Below are 21,102 nucleotides of genomic sequence, written 5' to 3'. Positions count from 1 at the left end.
TTTTTATTTGTTTTCTGCTATTCCATCCCAATGTTATCCTTATTCGTAAGTTTTATATAAGGGATAAATGATGACACCAGAACAACGCATTTTAGCGAAATTGCTCTTGATTGAAGAAGAGATGAAGAACATTGAGCTATGGCAATTAGAATCTCCTACTGAACAAGCATTTGAAAGTGTTGAGCCTTTCTGTATTGATACAATGAGTGCTCATGAATGGCTACAGTGGGTATTAATTCCAAGATTGTCATCGATGATTGAAAGCGAAATGCCATTACCTAATACATTTGCAATCGCACCTTATTACGAAGAAGCATTTAAAGAAGATAAGAGCCGAGATGTTACTGATTTACTCAATCATTTGCGTGAACTTGACGCAATGTTTAAATCATAAGGCCGATAATGCTAGATATTATTTATCAAGATGAACATCTTGTTGCGGTGAATAAACCTGCGGGTTGGCTTGTTCACCGCAGTTGGCTAGATAGACATGAAACAGTGTTTGTTATGCAGACATTAAGAGATCAAATTGGGCAACATGTTTTCCCTGTGCATCGTCTAGATAGGCCTACTTCAGGTGTTTTATTAATGGCACTTTCTTCTGATGTTGCTAGAGTACTTTCTCAATCTTTTGAACAACATAAAACAGAAAAAATTTATCACGCTGTTGTTCGAGGGTATGTTGAAGAGGCATCTGTTATAGATAGTCCTTTGGTCGAGGAACTCGATAAAATTGCAGATAAATTTGCAACTCAACCCCCACAAATTCAAGATTGCGTAACACATTGCCAGCCATTAGGAACTGTTGAAAAAGAGGTTGCGATTGGGCGCTACCCTACATCTCGATTTAGCCTATTAGAGCTACGCCCTGAAACGGGTCGCAAGCATCAATTACGTCGCCATATGTCTCATATTCGACACCCGATTATTGGTGATACCGCTCATGGTGATTTACGTCAAAACCGTGGTGTTGTAAATCATTTTCAATCTCATCGCTTGATGTTACATGCAAGCCATCTAAACTTAATTCATCCAATTACATTGCAGCCACTTAACTTAACAGCTAAATGGGATCTGCCTTGGCAACACCTTATTAATCAATTTGGTTGGCGTGGATTAAGGCCTGAATTAGAGCAGTATGGTGAAGATTTAGCTCATCATTTTTAATTCCTTTCTTATTTTAAATATTGATTTCAATACGTGACTATCAAGGCTTTTTTACTTAAGTCTTGATGGTTTGCGCAAATTTATAGTCTATTTTAACTATTTGTAAAATATATAATTCTATTAATTGATCTGATCACATGTTTTGAAACGTGACAGCTATCATGTATTCATCAGGCGATTTATTTTATGATGTGAAATAAATAAGACTTATCATTAGATAAGTTTATGAAATAAAGCCCACACTACTTTAAACAAATAAAAACTTACAACATATAAAAACCCACATTCCGGGAGTCTGCTTGATGTTTAAAAACCTATTTGTTGTTTTACAAAAAATCGGAAAGTCCTTGATGTTACCGGTATCCGTACTGCCTATTGCCGGTATTTTATTAGGGGTTGGTTCTGCTGATCTTTCATGGATACCTTCTTCTGTCTCTCAAGTTATGGCAGAGGCTGGTGGTTCGGTTTTCTCTAATATGCCACTTATTTTTGCTATTGGTGTTGCGTTAGGTTTTACCAATAATGACGGGGTATCAGCACTAGCCTCTGTAGTTGCTTACGGTATCATGTCTAAAACCATGATTGTGGTTGCTCCTTGGGTTTTAGGTTTAACTCCAGCAGAAATTGAGGCTCAACACCTTACTGACACAGGGGTGTTAGGGGGGATTATTGCAGGTATTATTGCCGCCTCTATGTTTAACCGTTTTTATCGAATCAAATTACCTGAGTATTTAGGATTTTTTGCAGGAAAACGTTTTGTTCCTATTATTTCAGGATTGATCGCTATTTTTGTTGGGATTATTTTAGCCTTTATTTGGCCTCCTATTGGTACAGCAATCCAGCGTTTTTCTGAATGGGCTGCATATCAAAATCCAGCTGTTGCCTTTGGTATTTATGGTGTTGTAGAGCGTGGATTAGTGCCATTTGGTTTACACCATATCTGGAATGTGCCGTTCCAAATGCAAGTGGGTGAGTACGTAAATAGTGCAGGACAAGTCTTCCACGGTGATATTCCTCGCTATATGGCAGGTGACCCAACTGCGGGTATGTTATCAGGTGGTTTTCTATTTAAGATGTTTGGTTTACCTGCTGCTGCTATTGCGATTTGGCATTCAGCACGCCCTGAGAATCGTGTAAAAGTCGGCGGTATCATGATTTCTGCGGCATTAACTGCCTTCTTAACAGGGATCACTGAACCTATCGAATTCTCATTTATGTTCGTTGCACCTATTCTTTATGTTATTCACGCTATTTTAGCAGGCTTAGCATTTGTTATTTGTATCTTGTTAGGTATGCGTGATGGTACAAGTTTCTCTCATGGATTAATTGACTTTATCGTACTAAGTGGCAACAGCAGCAAACTGTATCTGTTCCCGATTATTGGCATACTTTACGCGATAACTTATTACTCTATTTTCCGCTTTTTAATCGTGAAACTAAATCTGAAAACTCCAGGTCGAGAAGTGGAAGATAAAAATGCGAAACAAGCGGATAAAAGCGCGATGGGGCAATCTTTAGTCACTGCGTTTGGTGGTAAAGACAATATCAGTAGTTTGGATGCTTGTATTACTCGTTTACGTATTGGTGTTAAAGAAATTGAAAAAGTCGATCGTGAAGAATTAAAACGATTGGGAGCAGCTGGTGTGGTGGTTGTTGGCTCAGGTATTCAAGCTATTTTTGGTCCTAAGTCAGATAATCTAAAAACTGAAATGGATGAATACATAAGGTCTTTGGATTCAGGGGAATAATAGGTAGCAACGTTAAATGATAAAAACACCTTTATTTTTATAAATAAAGGTGTTTTTTATATATTATCAACGATGTAAATATAATTATTTTTTAAAATTATTTTTCATCATTCAATAGTATTGTTTCTATCACTTTGAATGAATAGAGAAATAATTGATGAAAATATCCTTTAATGACTTAGTAAATAGTTTGCCTGTAAATCATAAAAAAGAAAATACAAAATTTTTACTTTCGAATGAGATAACGGAATGTTTAAATACATTAACTAAAGATGATTTTTTTGTTTTAGAGGGTAAGGGAAAAGATACAGGGAAAAATATTTATATAGATAAAGCTTTTTTCCATAAAATGGAAAGTGAGCTTATTAATCTCATAAAAGATTATACTAAAGATAATTCATATCATTTGGCGAAGGTTCTTTCAGTGAATGATGTTCATAAAGTTAACTCTCCTCTTATTCGCGAAGATAAGGAATTCTTTTCATTTTTAAATTTAGATTCACTCGGTAATGTGCGAGATTTCATTTCTAAATTAATAAAAAAAACAAATTCTTCTACTCTAAAAGATAATATCTTTAATAAAGATAAATGCCCAACTATACATATGCTTTTTAAAAAAGTATTATTATACAAAGCTGAGATTAAATCATTATCTCAATTAGTTAAAGAGCTTAGTAATAAAACAAGTGAGTTAAACATTGGATGTGAATTACCCTATCAACTAGATAATCAAAATAATATACTTTTAGTTAAGCTTGGGGGGCTAGAGGCTGCTAATTATGATGTTCAATCTAATGACAAGCCTTATCAATACTCAGGTGGATCTAGCAATGGAAACAATAATTTAGAGAAAATAAAAAGTATTATTACAGAATTTGAAATTCATTTTAACTTTCTTAATGAGAATATTAGGCAGTATCATGAAGTAGTAGATAATAGCTGTTTTTTTGAAAGTGTTAAGGGAATTAATGACATTTTCAATTTTATTGATGGTAATGTAATTGAAAATATAAAAAAAATGCATTATAAATGTGATGATTTGCTGTTGTTTAATAATAATTTGGTTAATTCTTTTAATAAAATTAATAGCAATTGTAAAGAATTGAATTCATTTTATCAAAATAACATTTTTAATGTTAATGATGATGTTATTCTAAAATTAGATGTTGATAATTTAGAACACAAACTGAAAAAACTAAAGTCTAATACAGATTTGTTGAAAGGAAAGATAGAGACATTAAATGATTTCTCTACATGCGTCGGTCAGAGCAACAATGAATTTAAAAGTAAGCTTTATTATTTAGAAAATAATAGTAAAAAGATAGTTTGTGATTCAATAATGAATATTAAGGAAAAAACAAATGATTGCTTATCATTATTAGATGGTTTTATACAAAGAAAGGAAACAGGTTTTTTATCTAAGGTATATAAGTTCTTCTTTCCTGAAAAATATAATAAATCTTTGAGTTTATTAACTGATTATAAGAATGAAATTAATAAGATATCATCTTATCTTGAGAGCTATAAAGAAGAAAATGAATATTTATCTGTTCATGATATTGGTTTAATAGTTACATCAAAATTATCTAAAATAAAATATCCTGGAAATTTATTGGGTTATTTATATGGAGAAAATAGAAAGCTTGATAATTTTATTCAGTCTCTTTTTAAAAAGGATGAGTGAATTTGTTTTCTTGAGGATGAATTGAAAATATTATATGTTTAATGTTTAGTTTATAATTTATCAAACAATATTAAGTGGACTAAATATTATGGCTAAAATCGGTATTTTTGTAGGTACAGTTTACGGTAATGCATTAGCAGTTGCTGAAGAGGCTCAACGTATTTTACTTGAACATAAACACCAAGCTAATGTTTATGAAGAAGGTACGCTTGCAGATTGGGAAAAATATTCGACAGTACTTGTGATAACGTCAAGTACTGGGCAAGGTGATCTACCTGATACCATTGCACCTTTATTTTATGAACTGCGTGATAATGTAGGATATCAGCCAAATCTAAGCTATGGCTTGATTGCTTTAGGCGATAGTAGTTATGACTATTTTTGTGGTGCAGGAATGAAATTTGATGAGTTGTTACAGGAGCACCAAGCAAAGCGTATTGGTGAGGTATTAAAAATAGACGGTATGGATGTCGCAGAGCCAGAAGTATTTGCAATAGATTGGATAGAGAATTGGGTTAACCTATTAGATTAAATAGACAATAATCCAATATTTAATTGGTTAATAAAATAATGAATAATATTTTTGATTTTAAAACACCGCTTCTTGCTGTTTTATACAGTAAGTAAGCGGTGTTTTTATAAAACTGACATGCATATTAGCTAAAATTGCCCGTTATTAACGGCGAGTCAGCTTTTCTAAGTCAGCTTCAATTTCAGCAATTTTATTTGCGACAACATGCTCAAGGTGGCGCAAGTCGTCTAGGATTTTATGTTTTAAATCGACTTCTACTTGGTCTTGTTGGCAAATTTGATCTAATTCTTCAATTACATAACGTAAGTTAGTATTGATTTCATTTACTTCTTTAAAGCCTTGTCCTGATTGACCATCAGAAATCGTTTTACGTTGGCGTGGATATTTAAATTTTACGCTTTTTGCAAAGAATTCACCTTTATCTTTGCGAAAATAGATTTTTAAAATATCGTTGTTAGCTTCTTGGCGTAGGGTATAGCGGTCAATATCTTCAGGATGCGGGATCCCTAAATTTTTTAAATTATCGTACATATATTGGCACCTGATAGAAAGATGAGTGAAAGAATAGCGAACAGAATTAATTCTATCCGCTGTTCTTATATTAGTCGATAGTTCTTAACAATTCATTAATACCTACTTTCCCACGTGTCTTAGCATCAACTTTTTTCACGATCACGGCACAGTAAAGGCTGTAGCTTCCATCTTTGGAAGGTAAATTGCCTGACACAACAACAGAGCCTGCTGGAACTCGGCCATAATGTACTTCGCCTGTTTCTCTGTCATAAATTTTGGTGCTTTGACCAATATAAACACCCATTGAAATAACAGCGCCTTCTTCGACAATGACACCCTCAACAATTTCAGAGCGAGCACCAATAAAGCAGTTATCTTCAATAATGGTTGGATTTGCTTGTAGTGGTTCTAACACGCCGCCGATACCAACACCACCAGAGAGATGGACATTTTTACCGATTTGAGCACATGAACCTACCGTTGCCCATGTATCAACCATGCTACCTTCATCGACGTAAGCACCAATGTTGACATAAGATGGCATTAAAACCGTGTTGCGAGCGATATAAGCCCCTTGTCTAACGGCTGCGGGAGGAACAACACGAAAACCTTCTTTTTCAAAACGTGCTTGGTCATAATCAGCGAACTTCATAGGCACTTTGTCAAAATAGCGACTTTCACTGCCATCTATCACTTGATTGTGATTAATACGAAAAGAGAGTAGAACCGCTTTTTTTAACCATTGATGAGTCACCCACTGACCGTCAATTTTTTCCGCGACACGCAGTTTTCCGCTGTCTAGCAGTGCAATAACGCTATTAATAGCATCACGAATATGAGGCTCAACGTTGTTTGGAGTGATATCTGCACGATGTTCGAAGGCGTTATCAATAATAGATTGTAATGCTTGCATCAATAGTATTTCCTATATGTATTGTCGTGGGTTCCTATATTTTATCCTTTGAAACTAGGGCTTTTGTCAACCTTTCTACGACTTCATTCTTCATTTTTTGGTTTAATGCCTTATTTTCACTATCGGTTAATACAAAGAAATCCTCAACACGTTCACCTATTGTGGTTATTCGAGCACCATGCAATGAAAGTGAAAGATCAGCAAAAACTTTACCAATAATTGCTAATAATCCCGGACGATCGCGTGCAAATAGCTCCATATAGGTACGTTTATTATGATTAGAGGCTATAAAATTAATTTTTGTTGGAACGTCAAAATGGCGCAATTTGGCAGGTAATGAGCGAGTTTTGGCATTGGCGTTATAAGGGGCGGATACGACTTGGATAAGAGCGTTGCGGATTGCATTATATCTATCAATCGCCAGTGGTTTACCATTAGGCTCTAACACAATAAAAGTGTCCATAGCCATATTATCGCGGTTAGTAAAAATTTGAGCGTTATGGATACTTAAATTACGTCTATCTAATTCACCTGCAACAGATGCAAAAAGGGAAGGTCTATCAGCACACCAAATAAAGATTTCAGTGCCACCATGTTCGGTTTGTTGACTGATTAGTACCATTGGCTCAGCGCTATTATGCTCAATTAATGCAAGTGCATGCCATGCAATTTGTTCTGGTGTATGCCGTAAAAAATAGTCGGCATGGCAGCGCCCCCAAATTGCTTGCAATTTCTCTTCATCGACTTGTTCCATTCGTAAAATAGTTAGTGCTTGCAAACGATGATGTCGAATACGTTCACGTAAGTCGGGAATAGAGTGCATACCTTGGCGTAACTGGCTTTCTGTTGATAGATAAAGTTCACGTAATAAGCTCTGTTTCCAGCTATTCCACAGACTGCTGTTGGTCGCACAGATATCAGCAACAGTTAAGCACAAAAGATAACGTAATCGGCTTTCATTTTTTACTTCCGATGCAAACTGAAAAATAATGTCAGGATCTTGAATATCGCGTCGTTGCGCGGTGACAGACATAAGTAAGTGATGACTAACAAGCCACTCAACTAAAGCTGATTCTCTCTGATTTAAACCATGTTGCTGAGCAAAATGAGCAACGTCTTGAGCGCCTAATACGGAATGATCACCATGGCGACCTTTGGCAATATCATGAAAGAGTGCAGCTAAACGTAATAATTCAAGTTGAGGCAGTTTGGGGTAAATATCAACACAAAGCGGATGTTTTTCATGGTTTTCATAAGAAGCAAAGCTTTCAAGTTTTTGTAAAACACGAATAGTGTGTTCATCAACGGTGTAGGCATGAAATAAATCAAACTGCATTTGCCCTACAATATTATTCCATTGCGGGAAATAAGCCGCGAGTACACTGTGTTTATGCATTGGGACAAATGCACCAGAAACCGCACGAGGGTGACGTAATATCTGCATAAAAACTTGACGTGCGAGTGGGTACTCACATAACGGCTGTACTAAATGCCGGCGAGCATAACGTAAATGGCGGAGTGTTGTTGAATAAATTCCAGTGATCTCTTTATGCTCAGCCATACGCAAAAAGAGGCGCATAATAGCGATAGGATCATCGAGGAAGCAACTGTCATCAACAACATCAATTAACGAACCTCGTAGCTGAAATTCACTGTCTAATGGACGCGGTTTTACATTAGGTTGCAGAGCAAGAATAGCTTCGTCAAATAGCTGAAGTAACATATCATTTAACTCACTAACACGACGAGTTACGCGATAATAATCCTTCATCATTTTTTCAACAGGCTGATTGCCTTCACCTTCATAATTTAAAAGTTGGGCAACATTGAGTTGTCTATCAAACAAAAGTCGATTGTCATAGCGAGAAAGCACAAGATGGAGAGCAAAACGAATTTTCCATAGTGTGTATTGACACTCTAATAACTCTTGTCCTTCAGCGGGCGTTAAAAAGCCAAAATTTACCATCTCTGAAACTGATGCCGCACCAAAATGGCGATGTGCTACCCAAATCAAAGTGTGGATATCGCGCAGTCCACCGGGGCTACTTTTGATATCAGGTTCTAGATTGTAACTAGTGCTATGATATCGCTGATGTCTTTGCTTTTGTTCTTCAACTTTTGCAGCGAAAAAATCAGGTGATGGCCAAAAACCGGGGCTAAAAATATGATTAATTAATTGCTGGTAAAGCGAGTTATTCCCACAAATAAGGCGAGCTTCTAGTAAGTTTGTTGCAACCGTTAAATCTGAAAGACCTTCTAAAAGACATTCTTCCATGGTTCTAACACTGGCACCAATTTCAAGGCGTACATCCCACAGTAGTGTAATGAGTTTGCTGACTTTATCTTCAGCCTTTGGTGATAAAGGAGCTTCACTTAAAAAGAGAAGGTCAATATCAGAAAGCGGATGTAATTCTTGTCTACCGTAACCACCAACAGCAATGATACTAAGATCAGAATAATCAGATAGCTGTGTAAAGTGCCACAATTGTGTTAAGAGTTGGTCAATGAAATGGCTACGAGCTTGAAGTAATAAAGCCACATCAACATCATGATGAAAAGCATCTGTTAACCAAGACTGAAATTGTTCGATTGATTGCTTCAGCTCAGCACAATTTTGGGTATTTTCTGTCAGCAAAAAAGGGGAAGGGGGCGGTGTTTGAAATGCGTTTTTATTAGTCATTATGCGTCTTCTTTCTCAATGTTTGCTTATGACATTAAGACTAATGTTAAAACGATAACCTGACTAGTGATTCTGCCATTTCACAGCAAATAAAATAAAAAAAGCGACACATCTCGAAAAAATATGTCGCTTTTACATTTTTAGCTAAAGAAGCTTATTCGTTGATTAATACCGCAGAAATAAATGGCTCTTCTTCTTTGCGTAATGTCATGATTTCACAGCCATTATCGGTAACAACTAATGTGTGTTCGTACTGTGCTGACCAACCTCTGTCTTTGGTTTTAACAGTCCAGCCATCTTTCATTGTACGAATACGGTAATCACCAGTGTTTACCATTGGCTCGATAGTGAATGCCATGCCTTTTTGTAACACAACACCGCTATCATCTGCATCATAATGTAGAACTTGAGGTTCTTCATGGAATCCTTCACCAATACCATGGCCGCAATATTCGCGAACAACAGAATAGTCATGACCTTCAACAAATTTTTGAATTGCTTTGCCAAGTTCACGTAAGCGAATGCCCGGTTTAACCATTTTAATGGCAAGGTAGAGGCTTTCCTGAGTGATACGACATAAGCGTTCACCTTGGATTGTTGGTTTACCTACAATAAACATTTTTGAGGTATCGCCATGAAAACCATCTTTAATCACAGTGACGTCAATATTAACGATATCGCCATCTTTAAGGATTTTTTCTTCACTAGGAATACCGTGGCAAATAACATCGTTAACCGAAATACAGACCGATTTAGGAAAACCATGATAGTTAAGACAAGCAGGAATAGCCTGTTGTGCGTTAACAATATGTTCGTGACAAATACGGTCTAATTCAGCGGTGTTTACGCCAGGTTTTACGAACGGTGCGATAATTTCAAGAACTTCTGCCGCAAGACGACCTGCGACGCGCATTTTTTGAATATCTTCTTCTGTCTTGATTACAATAGCCATTTGAGTTCTTCGTCTAGATTAAAAGCCACAATACGAATTAGATAACACGCTTTGTTGTATTCATATTTTGTATTGCAGGTTGAATGAATGATGATGAGAAATAATTCTGATTACCATTTATGATATCAGCAGAAAGTAGGTGTGCCAATAAAGAGGATGTGTGCAATCTGTCTGATATCGAGAATAATGACGAACATTACGCCTTCTTAATCTGATTGTCTTTACATATTGCGCTTTTCTATTTGGTGTTTTTCTAGCAAATTGATATTAGAGCAATATTTATCATCACTGCACTAATCTCGCTTTTTTCTTTGTCTAAATGATGCGTTTTTATGTCAAATAAGGCTGTGGCAATCGTAAGTAATGGTGGTTTCTTAAGGTTATTTATGGTATAAAGCGCGCCGGAGTTCTGTTATTGCATCACACTGTGAGTAATGGCAGTAAATCTGAAACATTCAATTGTGTTAATTACACACACAAATCGGCACATAACGCCGGGGTGCTCTTATGTAAAGGCTAAACCTTTACAGCTGATGAGTCGGTCGTATGGGATTTGTGGACGAAATAACCCCAAATTTAAATTTATAGAGGTCTAAAATGGCAACTGTTTCAATGCGCGATATGCTGCAAGCCGGTGTTCACTTCGGTCACCAAACTCGTTACTGGAATCCAAAAATGAAACCATTCATCTTTGGTGCACGTAACAAAGTTCATATCATTAACTTGGAAAAAACTGTTCCAATGTTCAATGAAGCTCTGGTTGAACTGAACAAAATTGCTTCTCGTAAAGGCAAAATCCTGTTTGTTGGTACTAAGCGCTCTGCCGTTGAAGCTGTTAAAGAAGCAGCAGAAAGCTGTGACCAGTTTTATGTAAACCACCGCTGGTTAGGCGGTATGCTGACTAACTGGAAAACTGTTCGTCAGTCAATCAAACGCCTGAAAGATTTAGAATCACAATCTCAGGACGGTACTTTTGACAAACTGACCAAGAAAGAAGCGTTAATGCGTTCTCGTGAACTTGGTAAGTTAGAAAACAGCCTGGGTGGTATCAAAGACATGGGCGGTTTACCTGACGCTCTGTTTGTTATCGATGCTGAACACGAACACATTGCTATCAAAGAAGCAAACAACCTGGGTATCCCAGTATTTGCTATCGTTGATACTAACTCTGATCCAGATGGTATCGACTTCATTATCCCTGGTAATGACGATGCAATCCGTGCGGTTAAATTATATCTGACCGCTGCAGCTACAGCTGTTCGTGAAGGTCGTTCTCAAGATCTGGCTGTTCAGGCTGAAGAAGGCTTAGTCGAAGCTGAATAATAAGGCATGCTCGTAAGAGCCCTTATTTAACCAGGTATTGCTATATATTGGTTAGGGGGCCTCAATAGGCCCCCTTTACACATCTGCTATGAGAACATCTATGGCTAGCCCATAGAAAAGTCGAGGAAGAAACAAATGTCTGGAATTACCGCTGCATTGGTAAAAGAACTGCGTGAACGTACTGGCGCAGGCATGATGGAATGTAAAAAAGCGCTGGTTGAAGCTAATGGTGATATCGAATTAGCAATCGACAACATGCGTAAATCAGGTCAAGCTAAAGCTGCTAAAAAAGCAGGCCGTGTTGCTGCTGAAGGTATCATCCTTGCAGAAGTTGCTGCTGATGGTAAATTCGGTGCGCTGGTTGAACTGAACTGTGAAACAGACTTCGTTGCTAAAGATGCTGGTTTCATCGCTTTCGGTAAAGAAGTTATGGCTGCTGTATTAGCAGACAAAACTGATGATATCGAGGCTCTGAAAGCTAAATTCGAAGAAGCTCGTACTGCATTAGTTGCTAAAATCGGTGAAAACATCAACATTCGTCGTGTTGCTGTATTAGAAGCTGAAGAATTAGGTACTTACCTACACGGTGCTCGCATCGGTGTTTTAGTTTCAGCTAAAGGCGCTAACGAAGAACTGATCAAACACATTGCTATGCACGTTGCTGCAAGCAAACCAGAATATGTTCGTCCTGAAGATGTTCCTGCTGATGTTGTTGAACATGAGCACCAAATTCAGATGGATATCGCAATGCAATCAGGTAAACCACGCGAAATCGCAGAAAAAATGGTTATCGGTCGCATGAACAAATTCACCGGTGAGATTTCTCTGACTGGTCAGCATTTCGTAATGGATCCAAGCAAAACTGTTGGCGAACTGCTGAAAGAAAACAATGCTGATGTTATCAACTTCGTTCGTTTCGAAGTTGGTGAAGGTATTGAGAAAGTTGAAGCTGATTTCGCAGCTGAAGTTGCTGCAATGAGCAAATAATAACGCTTAGCGTTAACAGAACCGCCTAATGGCGGTTCTGTTTTGTTGTAATCTCCACTGGCTGTTTGCTTTTTTTTGTTAAAAAGAGAAGCTATCTAAAACCTCCAATTAACTAATCTGCTTAGGACAGAACACCATGGCTACCAATGCAAAACCTGTATATCAGCGAATTTTATTAAAGCTGAGTGGCGAAGCCCTGCAAGGCGCAGAAGGTTTCGGTATCGATGCGAGCGTACTTGATCGCATGGCTCAGGAAATCAAAGAACTCGTTGAATTAGGTATACAAGTCGGTGTCGTAATTGGCGGTGGTAACTTGTTCCGTGGCGCGGGTCTTGCTGCGGCAGGTATGAACCGTGTTGTGGGTGACCACATGGGAATGCTCGCGACAGTAATGAATGGTTTAGCAATGCGTGATTCATTGCACCGTGCTTATGTAAACGCGCGTCTTATGTCTGCATTTCCATTGAATGGTGTCTGCGATAACTACAGTTGGGCAGAAGCAATTAGCTTATTACGCCACGGTCGAGTCGTTATTTTCTCGGCTGGTACAGGTAACCCATTCTTTACTACCGATTCTGCTGCGTGTTTACGCGGTATTGAAATTGAAGCTGACGTTGTATTAAAAGCAACGAAAGTGGACGGCGTTTATTCTGCCGATCCAACCAAAGATCCTGATGCAGTACTTTATGAAACACTGACTTATCAGGATGTATTAGAACGTGAATTGAAAGTCATGGATCTTGCTGCATTCACATTAGCCCGAGATCATAATTTACCTATCCGCGTATTCAATATGAATAAACCGGGTGCATTACGTCGGGTTGTAATGGGTGAAAGTGAAGGAACTTTGATTTCTCACGCTTAATACACAGAGACAACGGTATAATTTGGCGTTAACATCTAGAGTACGCCAATTCATTTATGTCGGTATGTTTTTCATATCGACTGGAAGATAACCAGTTCCCAAGGGTTTATAACGTGATTAATGAAATCAAAAAAGATGCTCAAGAACGCATGGATAAAAGCGTTGAAGCACTAAAAAGCCAGATTAATAAAGTTCGTACTGGTCGTGCGTCTCCTGCCCTTTTAGATGGCATTGTAGTTGAATACTACGGAGCGCCAACTCCATTAAACCAAGTTGCTAACGTTGTCGCAGAAGATGGCCGTACACTGGCAATCACTGTATTCGACCGTACTTTAGCTCCTGCCGTTGAAAAAGCAATTATGGCATCAGATTTAGGTTTAAATCCTTCATCTGCTGGTACCATTATCCGTGTTCCACTGCCTCCATTAACTGAAGAACGTCGTAAAGACCTAATCAAAGTTGTTCGTGGTGATGCAGAACAAGGTCGCGTTTCTGTTCGTAATATCCGTCGTGATGCTAACGATAAAGTAAAAGCATTACTGAAAGATAAAGAAATCAGTGAAGATGATGAGCGCCGCTCACAAGATGATATTCAGAAATTAACTGACATGTTCATTAAAAAAATTGATGATGCATTAGCGCTGAAAGAAGCAGAGTTAATGGAATTCTAATTTTTATATCTTTTTTCGATAATGCCGCTTTTTAGCGGCATTATTTTTAACTATTTATTTGAAAATTCGTGCTTAATACCTTCTTTTGTCACATTATTTATTAAAGTTTTCATCTTTAATCCTCATTTACCTCGTCATACTGATATAATTCTCTTTAATTAAAACGTTGTAGACATACTGATTGATTAATAAATGAAACAAATAACTATATTAGGCTCAACAGGATCTATCGGAACTAGCACTCTTTCCGTAATTGAAAATAATCCTGATGAGTATCAGGTTCTTGCTTTAGCCGCAGGAAAAAATGCAGACAAAATGGCGCAACAATGCCTTGCTTTCCAGCCTAAATACGCTGTGATGTCTGATGAAAAAAGTGCAAATCAGCTTAAACAGCTACTCGCTAATACATCTTGTAAAACAGAAATTCTATCTGGGTCTCACTCGATCAATGAAATTGCAGCTCTTGATGAAGCTGATCAAGTCATGTCCGCTATAACAGGTGTTGCAGGATTAAAACCGACACTTGCAGCCATTGAAAAAGGCAAGAGAATTCTGTTAGCAAATAAAGAATCACTGATAACCAGTGGGCGTCTTTTCTTTGATGCAGTTGCTAGATATGGCGCGACAATTTTACCCATTGATAGCGAACATAATGCAATTTATCAAAGCTTACCTAAAGCAATTCAAGAAAACCTAGGTCATGCGTCCTTAGCTGATGAGGGTGTGACAAGTATTCTGTTAACAGGTTCTGGCGGACCATTTCGCTACACACCATTAGAACAGCTGGAAGCAATGACACCAGATCAAGCGTGCGCGCATCCAAATTGGTCTATGGGACGTAAAATTTCAGTTGATTCTGCAACAATGATGAATAAAGGGCTTGAGTATATTGAAGCTCGTTATTTCTTCAATGCTTCTGAAGAAGAAATGGAAGTAATCATTCATCCACAATCTGTTATTCATTCAATGGTTCGTTATCGTGATGGCAGTATTATCGCTCAAATTGGTGAACCCGATATGAGAACGCCAATTGCGTACTCAATGGCTTATCCTCATCGTACTCAATCCGGTGCAAAAGCATTAGATTTCTTTGAGATTCAATCTCTAGAGTTTATTCGCCCTGACTATCAACGTTACCCTTGTTTAGCGCTTGCTATTGAAGCGTCAAAACGTGGGCAAGCGGCAACAACAGTGTTAAATGCAGCTAATGAAGTTGTTGTTGATGCATTTTTACACGAAAAAGTGAAGTTTACTGATATTGCTAAAATTAATCGCAAAGTTGTTGAACATTTTGACCTATCAGAGCCTCAAAGTATTAATGATGTTCTAGAAATTGATAAATTAGCGAGATTAGAAACTCATCAGATAATCACTCAATTTGTATAATGGTGATTATATTTAATATAGGGTGTTTGTTCGTCTTTCTGGCTAATGGTATAGTTGCCGAATCACTAAAGACAATAATGAAAATTAACAGTTCATTACTAAGGCTATTGCTTTAGCAACTTTGAGGCTTTGCCAAAGGCCGTGGGTGACACGGTTTTTTTTTGTGCATAGGTTATCCGAAGAGGACTGTCTGTATCAGTATCAGATTAGCAAAGGGTTAAATTGAGTGAACTTATCCAGTGACGATTCATCCGCATCAAAACCAAAGCATGTTGCTATCATTATGGATGGCAATGGGCGTTGGGCTAAAAAGCAAGGGAAACTCCGAGTAACGGGGCATCGCGCGGGAATTAAAGCAGTTCGGGATGCGGTTAGCTTTTCCGTAAAACACAAAATTGAATCACTAACGTTATATGCATTTAGTAGCGAAAACTGGAATAGACCAGAGCAGGAAGTGAGTTCCCTCATGGAATTATTTGTTTTTGCTTTAGATAACGAAGTGAAGAGCCTACATAAACATAATGTTAAATTGACTGTCATTGGTGATATCAGCCGTTTTAGCCGCCGTTTACAAGACCGAATTAAAAGTTCTGTGGCACTCACTGCAAATAATACAGGGCTTAATTTAAATATTGCAGCTAATTATGGCGGTCGATGGGATATTACTCAAAGTGTAAAACAATTAGCGACATCCCTCGCAAAAGGGGAAATTAATCTCGAAGATATCAATGAAAATGCAATATCTTCACATCTTTGCTTGCATAATCAGCCTGGCGTCGATCTTGTTATTCGAACAGGTGGTGAGCATCGTATAAGTAATTTTCTTATCTGGCAGATTGCTTATGCTGAGCTTTATTTTACACAGGTTTTATGGCCTGATTTTGATGAACAAGTTTTTCAGAATGCACTAGATGCTTTTGCTAAACGGGAAAGACGTTTCGGTGGTACTACATCAGAAACAGATACTATAAATCTGGGAGGATAACTTGCTTAAGTATCGTGTCATCACTGCATTAATTTTAATCCCTATTGTTATTGCTGCACTATTCCTACTTCCTCCAGCAGGTTTTGGATTAGTTATTATCGCAATATCAGGCTTAGCGGGTTGGGAATGGGCACAATTTATTGGCTGGCATTCTCAAGGTAAACGTATTGCGACAGGGATCGGCTTTGCTGCATTGTTACTCGTTATGCAGTTTTCTTTGCCTAATTTTGACCACCTACTCGATACTCCAATGATAAAAAATGGTTTGTGGGCGGGTTTAATTTGGTGGATGGCAGCAATTTTATTAGTTGTAAGTTATCCGAATTCAGCCAATATGTGGAAAAATTCAGTTTTTATTAAGCTATTGTTCGGTATATTGACGATTGTTCCCTTTTATTGTGGCATGATGGCGCTGCGTATGTTGGGTTATAACACTGACACTTATACGGGCGCATGGTGGTTATTGTATGTCATGTTATTAGTTTGGGCTGCTGACTCTGGTGCCTACGCTTTCGGACGCCTAATGGGTAAACATAAAATGGCGCCTAAAGTATCACCGGGTAAAACCCTTGAAGGGTTAGTTGGTGGGTTGATTACGGCAGGTGTTGCATCGTGGTTATTTACTTATTTTGCACCTGTGACTGAAGTACCTAATAACTTGTTATTAATATCTGGCGTTGTTGTTATCGTCTCGGTATTTGGTGATCTAGCAGAAAGCATGTTTAAACGTGTTTCAGGCATTAAAGACAGTAGCCAATTGATACCGGGGCATGGTGGTGTGCTTGATAGAATTGATAGTTTGACTGCGGCTATCCCAGTCTTTGCAGGATTGGTCTTTCTGATTTCTTCTGGCTTTAAACTATAAAGGTAAGTAATGGGTATCCTGTGGAATCTTGCCGCGTTTATTATCGTTTTAGGTATTCTAATTACGGTACATGAGTTTGGACATTTTTGGGTAGCTAGGCGCTGTGGTATCTATGTCGAGCGTTTTTCTATTGGTTTTGGAAAAGCAATTTGGCGAAAAACAGATAAACATGGTACTGAATTTGTTATCGCATGGATACCTTTGGGTGGCTATGTAAAAATGTTAGATGAGAGAGTCGCTGAGGTTGCACCTGAGCGCCGTCATCTTGCATTTAATAATAAAACAGTTGGTCAACGTGCTGCGGTTGTTGCCGCGGGGCCTATTGCCAACTTTTTGTTAGCAATAGTCGCCTATTGGATAGTTTTTATGATAGGTGTTCCTGCATTAAAACCTATAATTGCAGACATTCGTCCGAATTCTATCGCAGAACAAGCAAAATTAACGCCTGGGATGGAACTAAAATCCGTTGCAGGTATCGAAACGCCTGATCAGAATGCAGTTCGTTTAGCATTAGTCAGTAAAATTGGTGCCAAAGAGGTTTCATTCGTTGTTTCAGATCCTAATTCTCTTTCTGAGAGTGAGAATATACTGAATTTACAACAGTGGAGTTTTGATCCTGAAAAACAAGATCCTATCTTGTCCCTAGGAATAATGCCTGTTGGCGCGCGATTAGACTCAAAAATTATTGAGGTTACGGTAGGTTCTGCTGCTGAAAAAGCGGGTTTACAGGCAGGGGATCGTATCGTTAAAGTTGATGGTCAGCCAATTGATACATGGCATCCATTTACTTATTTCGTTCGACAAAGTCCAAATAAAGCTTTGGAACTTCTTGTTGAACGTAACGGCTCGTCGTTGATGCTGAATGTTACACCGACAGCTGTTGCACTGAAAGATGGCACTGAAATAGGGCAAGTTGGTGCGCAATTACAAATATTACCTCCTGATGAGCAATATTTGATAATGCAGCAATACAACCCATTTTCGGCGCTCTATGAAGCATCTGATAAAACATGGCAGTTGATGGGTTTAACTGTCAAAATGATTGGCAAGTTAGTCGTAGGTGACGTCAAATTAACTAACCTTAGTGGGCCTGTTTCTATCGCGAAAGGCGCTGGAATGTCCGCTGATTCTGGTTTTATTTATTATTTGATGTTTATGGCGCTTATCAGTGTCAATTTGGGGATCATTAACTTGTTTCCCCTGCCTGTCTTAGATGGTGGGCACCTGCTTTTCCTGGTTATCGAGAAGATAAAGGGAGGGCCGGTATCTGAGCGTGTACAAGATTTCTGTTATCGTATTGGTATTATGGCACTGATGCTTTTAATGGGACTTGCACTTTTCAATGATTTCTCTCGCTTATAATTGGTAAGCAGAGACCGGTTAGGAAAACACAAAACAACGATGGCGATGAAAAAGTTGCTTATAGCGTCGCTGCTGCTGGGCAGCGCCACTGCATACGGTTCAGACGGATTCGTAGTTCAGGACATTCAATTTGAAGGTCTTCAACGCGTCGCCGTTGGTGCAGCATTACTGAACATGCCTGTCCGGGTTGGAGACTCGGTCGGTAATGATGATATCAGCCGAACTATCCGCTCATTATTTGCGACAGGAAACTTTGATGATGTTCGTGTCCTGCGTGACGGAAATACTCTGATTGTTCAAGTAAAAGAGCGTCCAACTATTGCCAGCATTACTTTCTCTGGTAATAAAGCAATCAAGGAAGAGATGCTAAAACAGAACCTTGATGCTTCTAACATTCGTATCGGCGAAACACTCGACCGTACAATGCTAGCGAATATCGAGAAAGGGCTTGAAGATTTCTATTATAGTGTTGGTAAATATAATGCAACTGTAAAAGTGGTTGTTACACCTCTTCCTCGTAACCGTGTTGACTTAAAACTCGTGTTTGCAGAGGGTGTTTCAGCAACTATTCAGCAAATCAACATTGTTGGTAATAAAGCGTTTTCTACTGCCGAGCTCGTTAACCGCTTCCAATTACGTGACGATGTTCCTTGGTGGAACTTAGCGGCTGATGAAAAATATCAGAAGCAAAAACTGGCTGGTGACTTAGAGACATTAAGAAGCTTCTATCTTGATCGTGGTTATGCACGTTTTGATATTGAATCGACGAATGTCAGTTTAACGCCAGACAAAAAAGGAATTTACATTACCATTAACCTGAAAGAAGGTGACAAATACACAGTAGAAAATACTGAAATCAATGGTAATACGGCGGGCTACACTAAACAAATTGAAGAGCTTATCGAAATTGCACCGGGCTCTCTTTATAATGGTGCGCAAGTAACTAAAACAGAAAATGATATTAAAAATCTGTTAGGTCGTTATGGATATGCTTATCCTCGCGTTATGACAAACCCTGAAATTAATGATGAAAATAAAACTGTAAAACTGCATGTAAACGTAGATGCAGGAAACCGTTTCTATGTTCGTCAAGTACGTTTTGCGGGTAATGACATCACTAAAGACTCTGTTTTACGCCGTGAAATGCGTCAAATGGAAGGTGCGTGGTTAGGCAGCGATTTAGTTGAACAAGGTAAAGAGCGTTTAAATCGTTTAGGTTATTTCGAAACGGTTGAAACAGAAACTCAGCGTATTCCAGGTTCTCCTGATCAGGTTGATATCGTTTATCGCGTAAAAGAGCGTAACACGGGTTCTCTTAACTTTGGTGTCGGTTTCGGTACTGAAAGTGGTGTGAGCTTCCAAGTGGGTGTTACTCAAGATAACTGGTTAGGTACAGGTAACGCAGTCGCTATTAATGCGAGTAAAAATGATTACTCAACTTACGCAGAATTATCTGTTACTGACCCATACTTTACCGTTAATGGTGTGAGTTTAGGTGGTCGAGTTTTCTATAATGACTTCCGTGCTAATGATGCTGATTTATCAGGTTATACCAATAAATCTTATGGTGTAGATGGTACGCTAGGCTTCCCAATTAATGAATATAACTCAGCACGTCTTGGCTTAGGCTATACTCACAATGGTCTGTCACGTATGGAACCTCAGGTTGCAATGTGGCGTTACCTAGAAAGTATGGGTGAAAACCCAGGTTTTGATAAACGTGAATCGTTTAATGCTGATGACTATAGTGTTAGCCTTGGTTGGACATTCAATAACTTAAACAAAGGTTTCTTCCCAACATCTGGTGTGAGAAGTAACTTAAGTGGACGTGTGACTGTACCGGGCTCTGACAACAAGTACTATAAAGTGACTTGGGACGGTATGGCGTATTATCCAATTGATGAAAAAGAATCTTGGGTAACGCTATTTAAAGGTCGTTTAGGCTACGGTGATGGTTTAGGTGGTAAAGAATTACCATTCTATGAAAACTTCTATGCCGGTGGTTCTGGTACAGTTCGTGGTTTCCGTTCAAATAATATCGGTCCTAAAGCGATTTATCTGCAGAAAAATGCAGACGGTACTGTAACACCAAAACCGGGCGAGCCATCTAGCGATGCTATCGGTGGTAACGCAATGGCTGTGGCAAGTTTTGAGCTGATTACACCAACGCCATTTGTAGATGATAAATACTCATCTTCAGTCAGAACATCTCTGTTTGTTGATGCAGGTACAGTATGGGATACCAACTGGAGTAGCACTAACTCAGCTTGGACAGCAGGTATGCCAGATTATAGTCGTGCAAGTGATATACGTGTTTCGACCGGTGTTGCGTTACAATGGTTATCTCCTTTAGGTCCGTTAGTATTCTCTTATGCTAAGCCGATAAAAGATTACGAAGGCGATAAATCAGAGCAATTCCAGTTTAATATTGGTAGAACGTGGTAGCGATGTAAGTAAAGTTGATGCCTG

The 21,102-nt window shown here is 38.4% G+C and carries 18 protein-coding genes; 14 read left to right on the top strand and 4 right to left on the bottom strand.

Annotated features, from left to right (window positions below):
• Nucleotides 1-70 precede the first annotated feature (70 nt).
• The 5 genes from D7029_RS15245 to D7029_RS15225 all read left to right on the top strand — a co-directional run bounded on the left by D7029_RS15245 (nucleotide 71) and on the right by D7029_RS15225 (nucleotide 5,131).
• A complete protein-coding gene (locus tag D7029_RS15245) occupies nucleotides 71-394 on the top strand; it encodes a YqcC family protein (RefSeq protein ID WP_098942002.1) in 324 nt (107 codons plus the stop codon).
• Nucleotides 395-402: 8 nt separating this feature from the next.
• A complete protein-coding gene (gene truC, locus D7029_RS15240) occupies nucleotides 403-1,167 on the top strand; it encodes a tRNA pseudouridine(65) synthase TruC (RefSeq protein WP_194951135.1) in 765 nt (254 codons plus the stop codon).
• A 302-nt stretch (nucleotides 1,168-1,469) separates the two neighbouring features.
• Nucleotides 1,470-2,915, top strand: a complete 1,446-nt coding sequence (ptsG, locus tag D7029_RS15235) for a PTS glucose transporter subunit IIBC (protein ID WP_088494691.1) — start codon at nucleotides 1,470-1,472, stop codon at nucleotides 2,913-2,915.
• Between the two features lie 157 nt (nucleotides 2,916-3,072).
• Complete coding sequence (locus D7029_RS15230) at nucleotides 3,073-4,599, top strand: hypothetical protein (protein WP_194951134.1); 1,527 nt, start codon at nucleotides 3,073-3,075, stop codon at nucleotides 4,597-4,599.
• An 88-nt stretch (nucleotides 4,600-4,687) separates the two neighbouring features.
• Nucleotides 4,688-5,131 (top strand): flavodoxin, encoded by a 444-nt coding sequence (locus tag D7029_RS15225; protein WP_194951133.1) that lies wholly within the window; start codon nucleotides 4,688-4,690, stop codon nucleotides 5,129-5,131.
• A 144-nt stretch (nucleotides 5,132-5,275) separates the two neighbouring features.
• Here the strand turns inward: D7029_RS15225 and D7029_RS15220 are convergent, their stop codons facing one another.
• From D7029_RS15220 to map, 4 genes are all read right to left on the bottom strand, one after another.
• Nucleotides 5,276-5,662, bottom strand: a complete 387-nt coding sequence (locus D7029_RS15220) for a DUF3461 family protein (protein ID WP_006535910.1) — start codon at nucleotides 5,660-5,662, stop codon at nucleotides 5,276-5,278.
• 70 nt (nucleotides 5,663-5,732) lie between these two features.
• Nucleotides 5,733-6,557 carry a 2,3,4,5-tetrahydropyridine-2,6-dicarboxylate N-succinyltransferase gene (gene dapD / locus D7029_RS15215; protein ID WP_194951132.1) on the bottom strand — a complete coding sequence of 275 codons (825 nt, stop codon included), beginning with the start codon at nucleotides 6,555-6,557 and terminating at the stop codon, nucleotides 5,733-5,735.
• A gap of 34 nt (nucleotides 6,558-6,591) precedes the next feature.
• Nucleotides 6,592-9,237 carry a bifunctional uridylyltransferase/uridylyl-removing protein GlnD gene (glnD, locus tag D7029_RS15210; protein ID WP_194951131.1) on the bottom strand — a complete coding sequence of 882 codons (2,646 nt, stop codon included), beginning with the start codon at nucleotides 9,235-9,237 and terminating at the stop codon, nucleotides 6,592-6,594.
• A gap of 154 nt (nucleotides 9,238-9,391) precedes the next feature.
• On the bottom strand, nucleotides 9,392-10,189 hold the full coding sequence (gene map / locus D7029_RS15205) for a type I methionyl aminopeptidase (RefSeq protein WP_194951130.1): 798 nt from the start codon (nucleotides 10,187-10,189) through the stop codon (nucleotides 9,392-9,394).
• Between the two features lie 597 nt (nucleotides 10,190-10,786).
• Between map and rpsB the strand changes: the two genes are divergently transcribed.
• The 9 genes from rpsB (at nucleotide 10,787) to bamA (ending at nucleotide 21,078) form a co-directional block, all read left to right on the top strand.
• Nucleotides 10,787-11,512 carry a 30S ribosomal protein S2 gene (rpsB, locus tag D7029_RS15200; protein ID WP_023582712.1) on the top strand — a complete coding sequence of 242 codons (726 nt, stop codon included), beginning with the start codon at nucleotides 10,787-10,789 and terminating at the stop codon, nucleotides 11,510-11,512.
• Between the two features lie 135 nt (nucleotides 11,513-11,647).
• Nucleotides 11,648-12,499: a translation elongation factor Ts gene (gene tsf / locus D7029_RS15195; protein ID WP_194951129.1), complete on the top strand. Its 852-nt coding sequence runs from the start codon at nucleotides 11,648-11,650 to the stop codon at nucleotides 12,497-12,499.
• Between the two features lie 136 nt (nucleotides 12,500-12,635).
• On the top strand, nucleotides 12,636-13,364 hold the full coding sequence (pyrH, locus tag D7029_RS15190; protein ID WP_023582710.1) for a UMP kinase: 729 nt from the start codon (nucleotides 12,636-12,638) through the stop codon (nucleotides 13,362-13,364).
• 113 nt (nucleotides 13,365-13,477) lie between these two features.
• Entirely contained in the window at nucleotides 13,478-14,035 is a 558-nt protein-coding gene (gene frr / locus D7029_RS15185; RefSeq protein ID WP_088494697.1) for a ribosome recycling factor, read from the top strand.
• A gap of 192 nt (nucleotides 14,036-14,227) precedes the next feature.
• On the top strand, nucleotides 14,228-15,421 hold the full coding sequence (ispC, locus tag D7029_RS15180; RefSeq protein ID WP_194951128.1) for a 1-deoxy-D-xylulose-5-phosphate reductoisomerase: 1,194 nt from the start codon (nucleotides 14,228-14,230) through the stop codon (nucleotides 15,419-15,421).
• A 283-nt stretch (nucleotides 15,422-15,704) separates the two neighbouring features.
• Nucleotides 15,705-16,406 (top strand): polyprenyl diphosphate synthase, encoded by a 702-nt coding sequence (gene uppS / locus D7029_RS15175; protein WP_228766789.1) that lies wholly within the window; start codon nucleotides 15,705-15,707, stop codon nucleotides 16,404-16,406.
• Between the two features lies 1 nt (nucleotide 16,407).
• Nucleotides 16,408-17,271 carry a phosphatidate cytidylyltransferase gene (gene cdsA, locus D7029_RS15170; protein ID WP_088494699.1) on the top strand — a complete coding sequence of 288 codons (864 nt, stop codon included), beginning with the start codon at nucleotides 16,408-16,410 and terminating at the stop codon, nucleotides 17,269-17,271.
• Nucleotides 17,272-17,280: 9 nt separating this feature from the next.
• Nucleotides 17,281-18,633 carry a sigma E protease regulator RseP gene (rseP, locus tag D7029_RS15165; RefSeq protein WP_194951127.1) on the top strand — a complete coding sequence of 451 codons (1,353 nt, stop codon included), beginning with the start codon at nucleotides 17,281-17,283 and terminating at the stop codon, nucleotides 18,631-18,633.
• A gap of 39 nt (nucleotides 18,634-18,672) precedes the next feature.
• Nucleotides 18,673-21,078, top strand: coding sequence for an outer membrane protein assembly factor BamA (gene bamA, locus D7029_RS15160; protein WP_194951126.1), 2,406 nt, complete (start codon nucleotides 18,673-18,675; stop codon nucleotides 21,076-21,078).
• Nucleotides 21,079-21,102: the final 24 nt, after the last annotated feature.

Source organism: Proteus vulgaris (genome assembly GCF_016647575.1).
Lineage (GTDB): Bacteria > Pseudomonadota > Gammaproteobacteria > Enterobacterales > Enterobacteriaceae > Proteus > Proteus mirabilis_B.
Note: the sequence above shows the minus strand (reverse complement) of the source record. Positions and strands in the feature narration are given on the sequence as shown.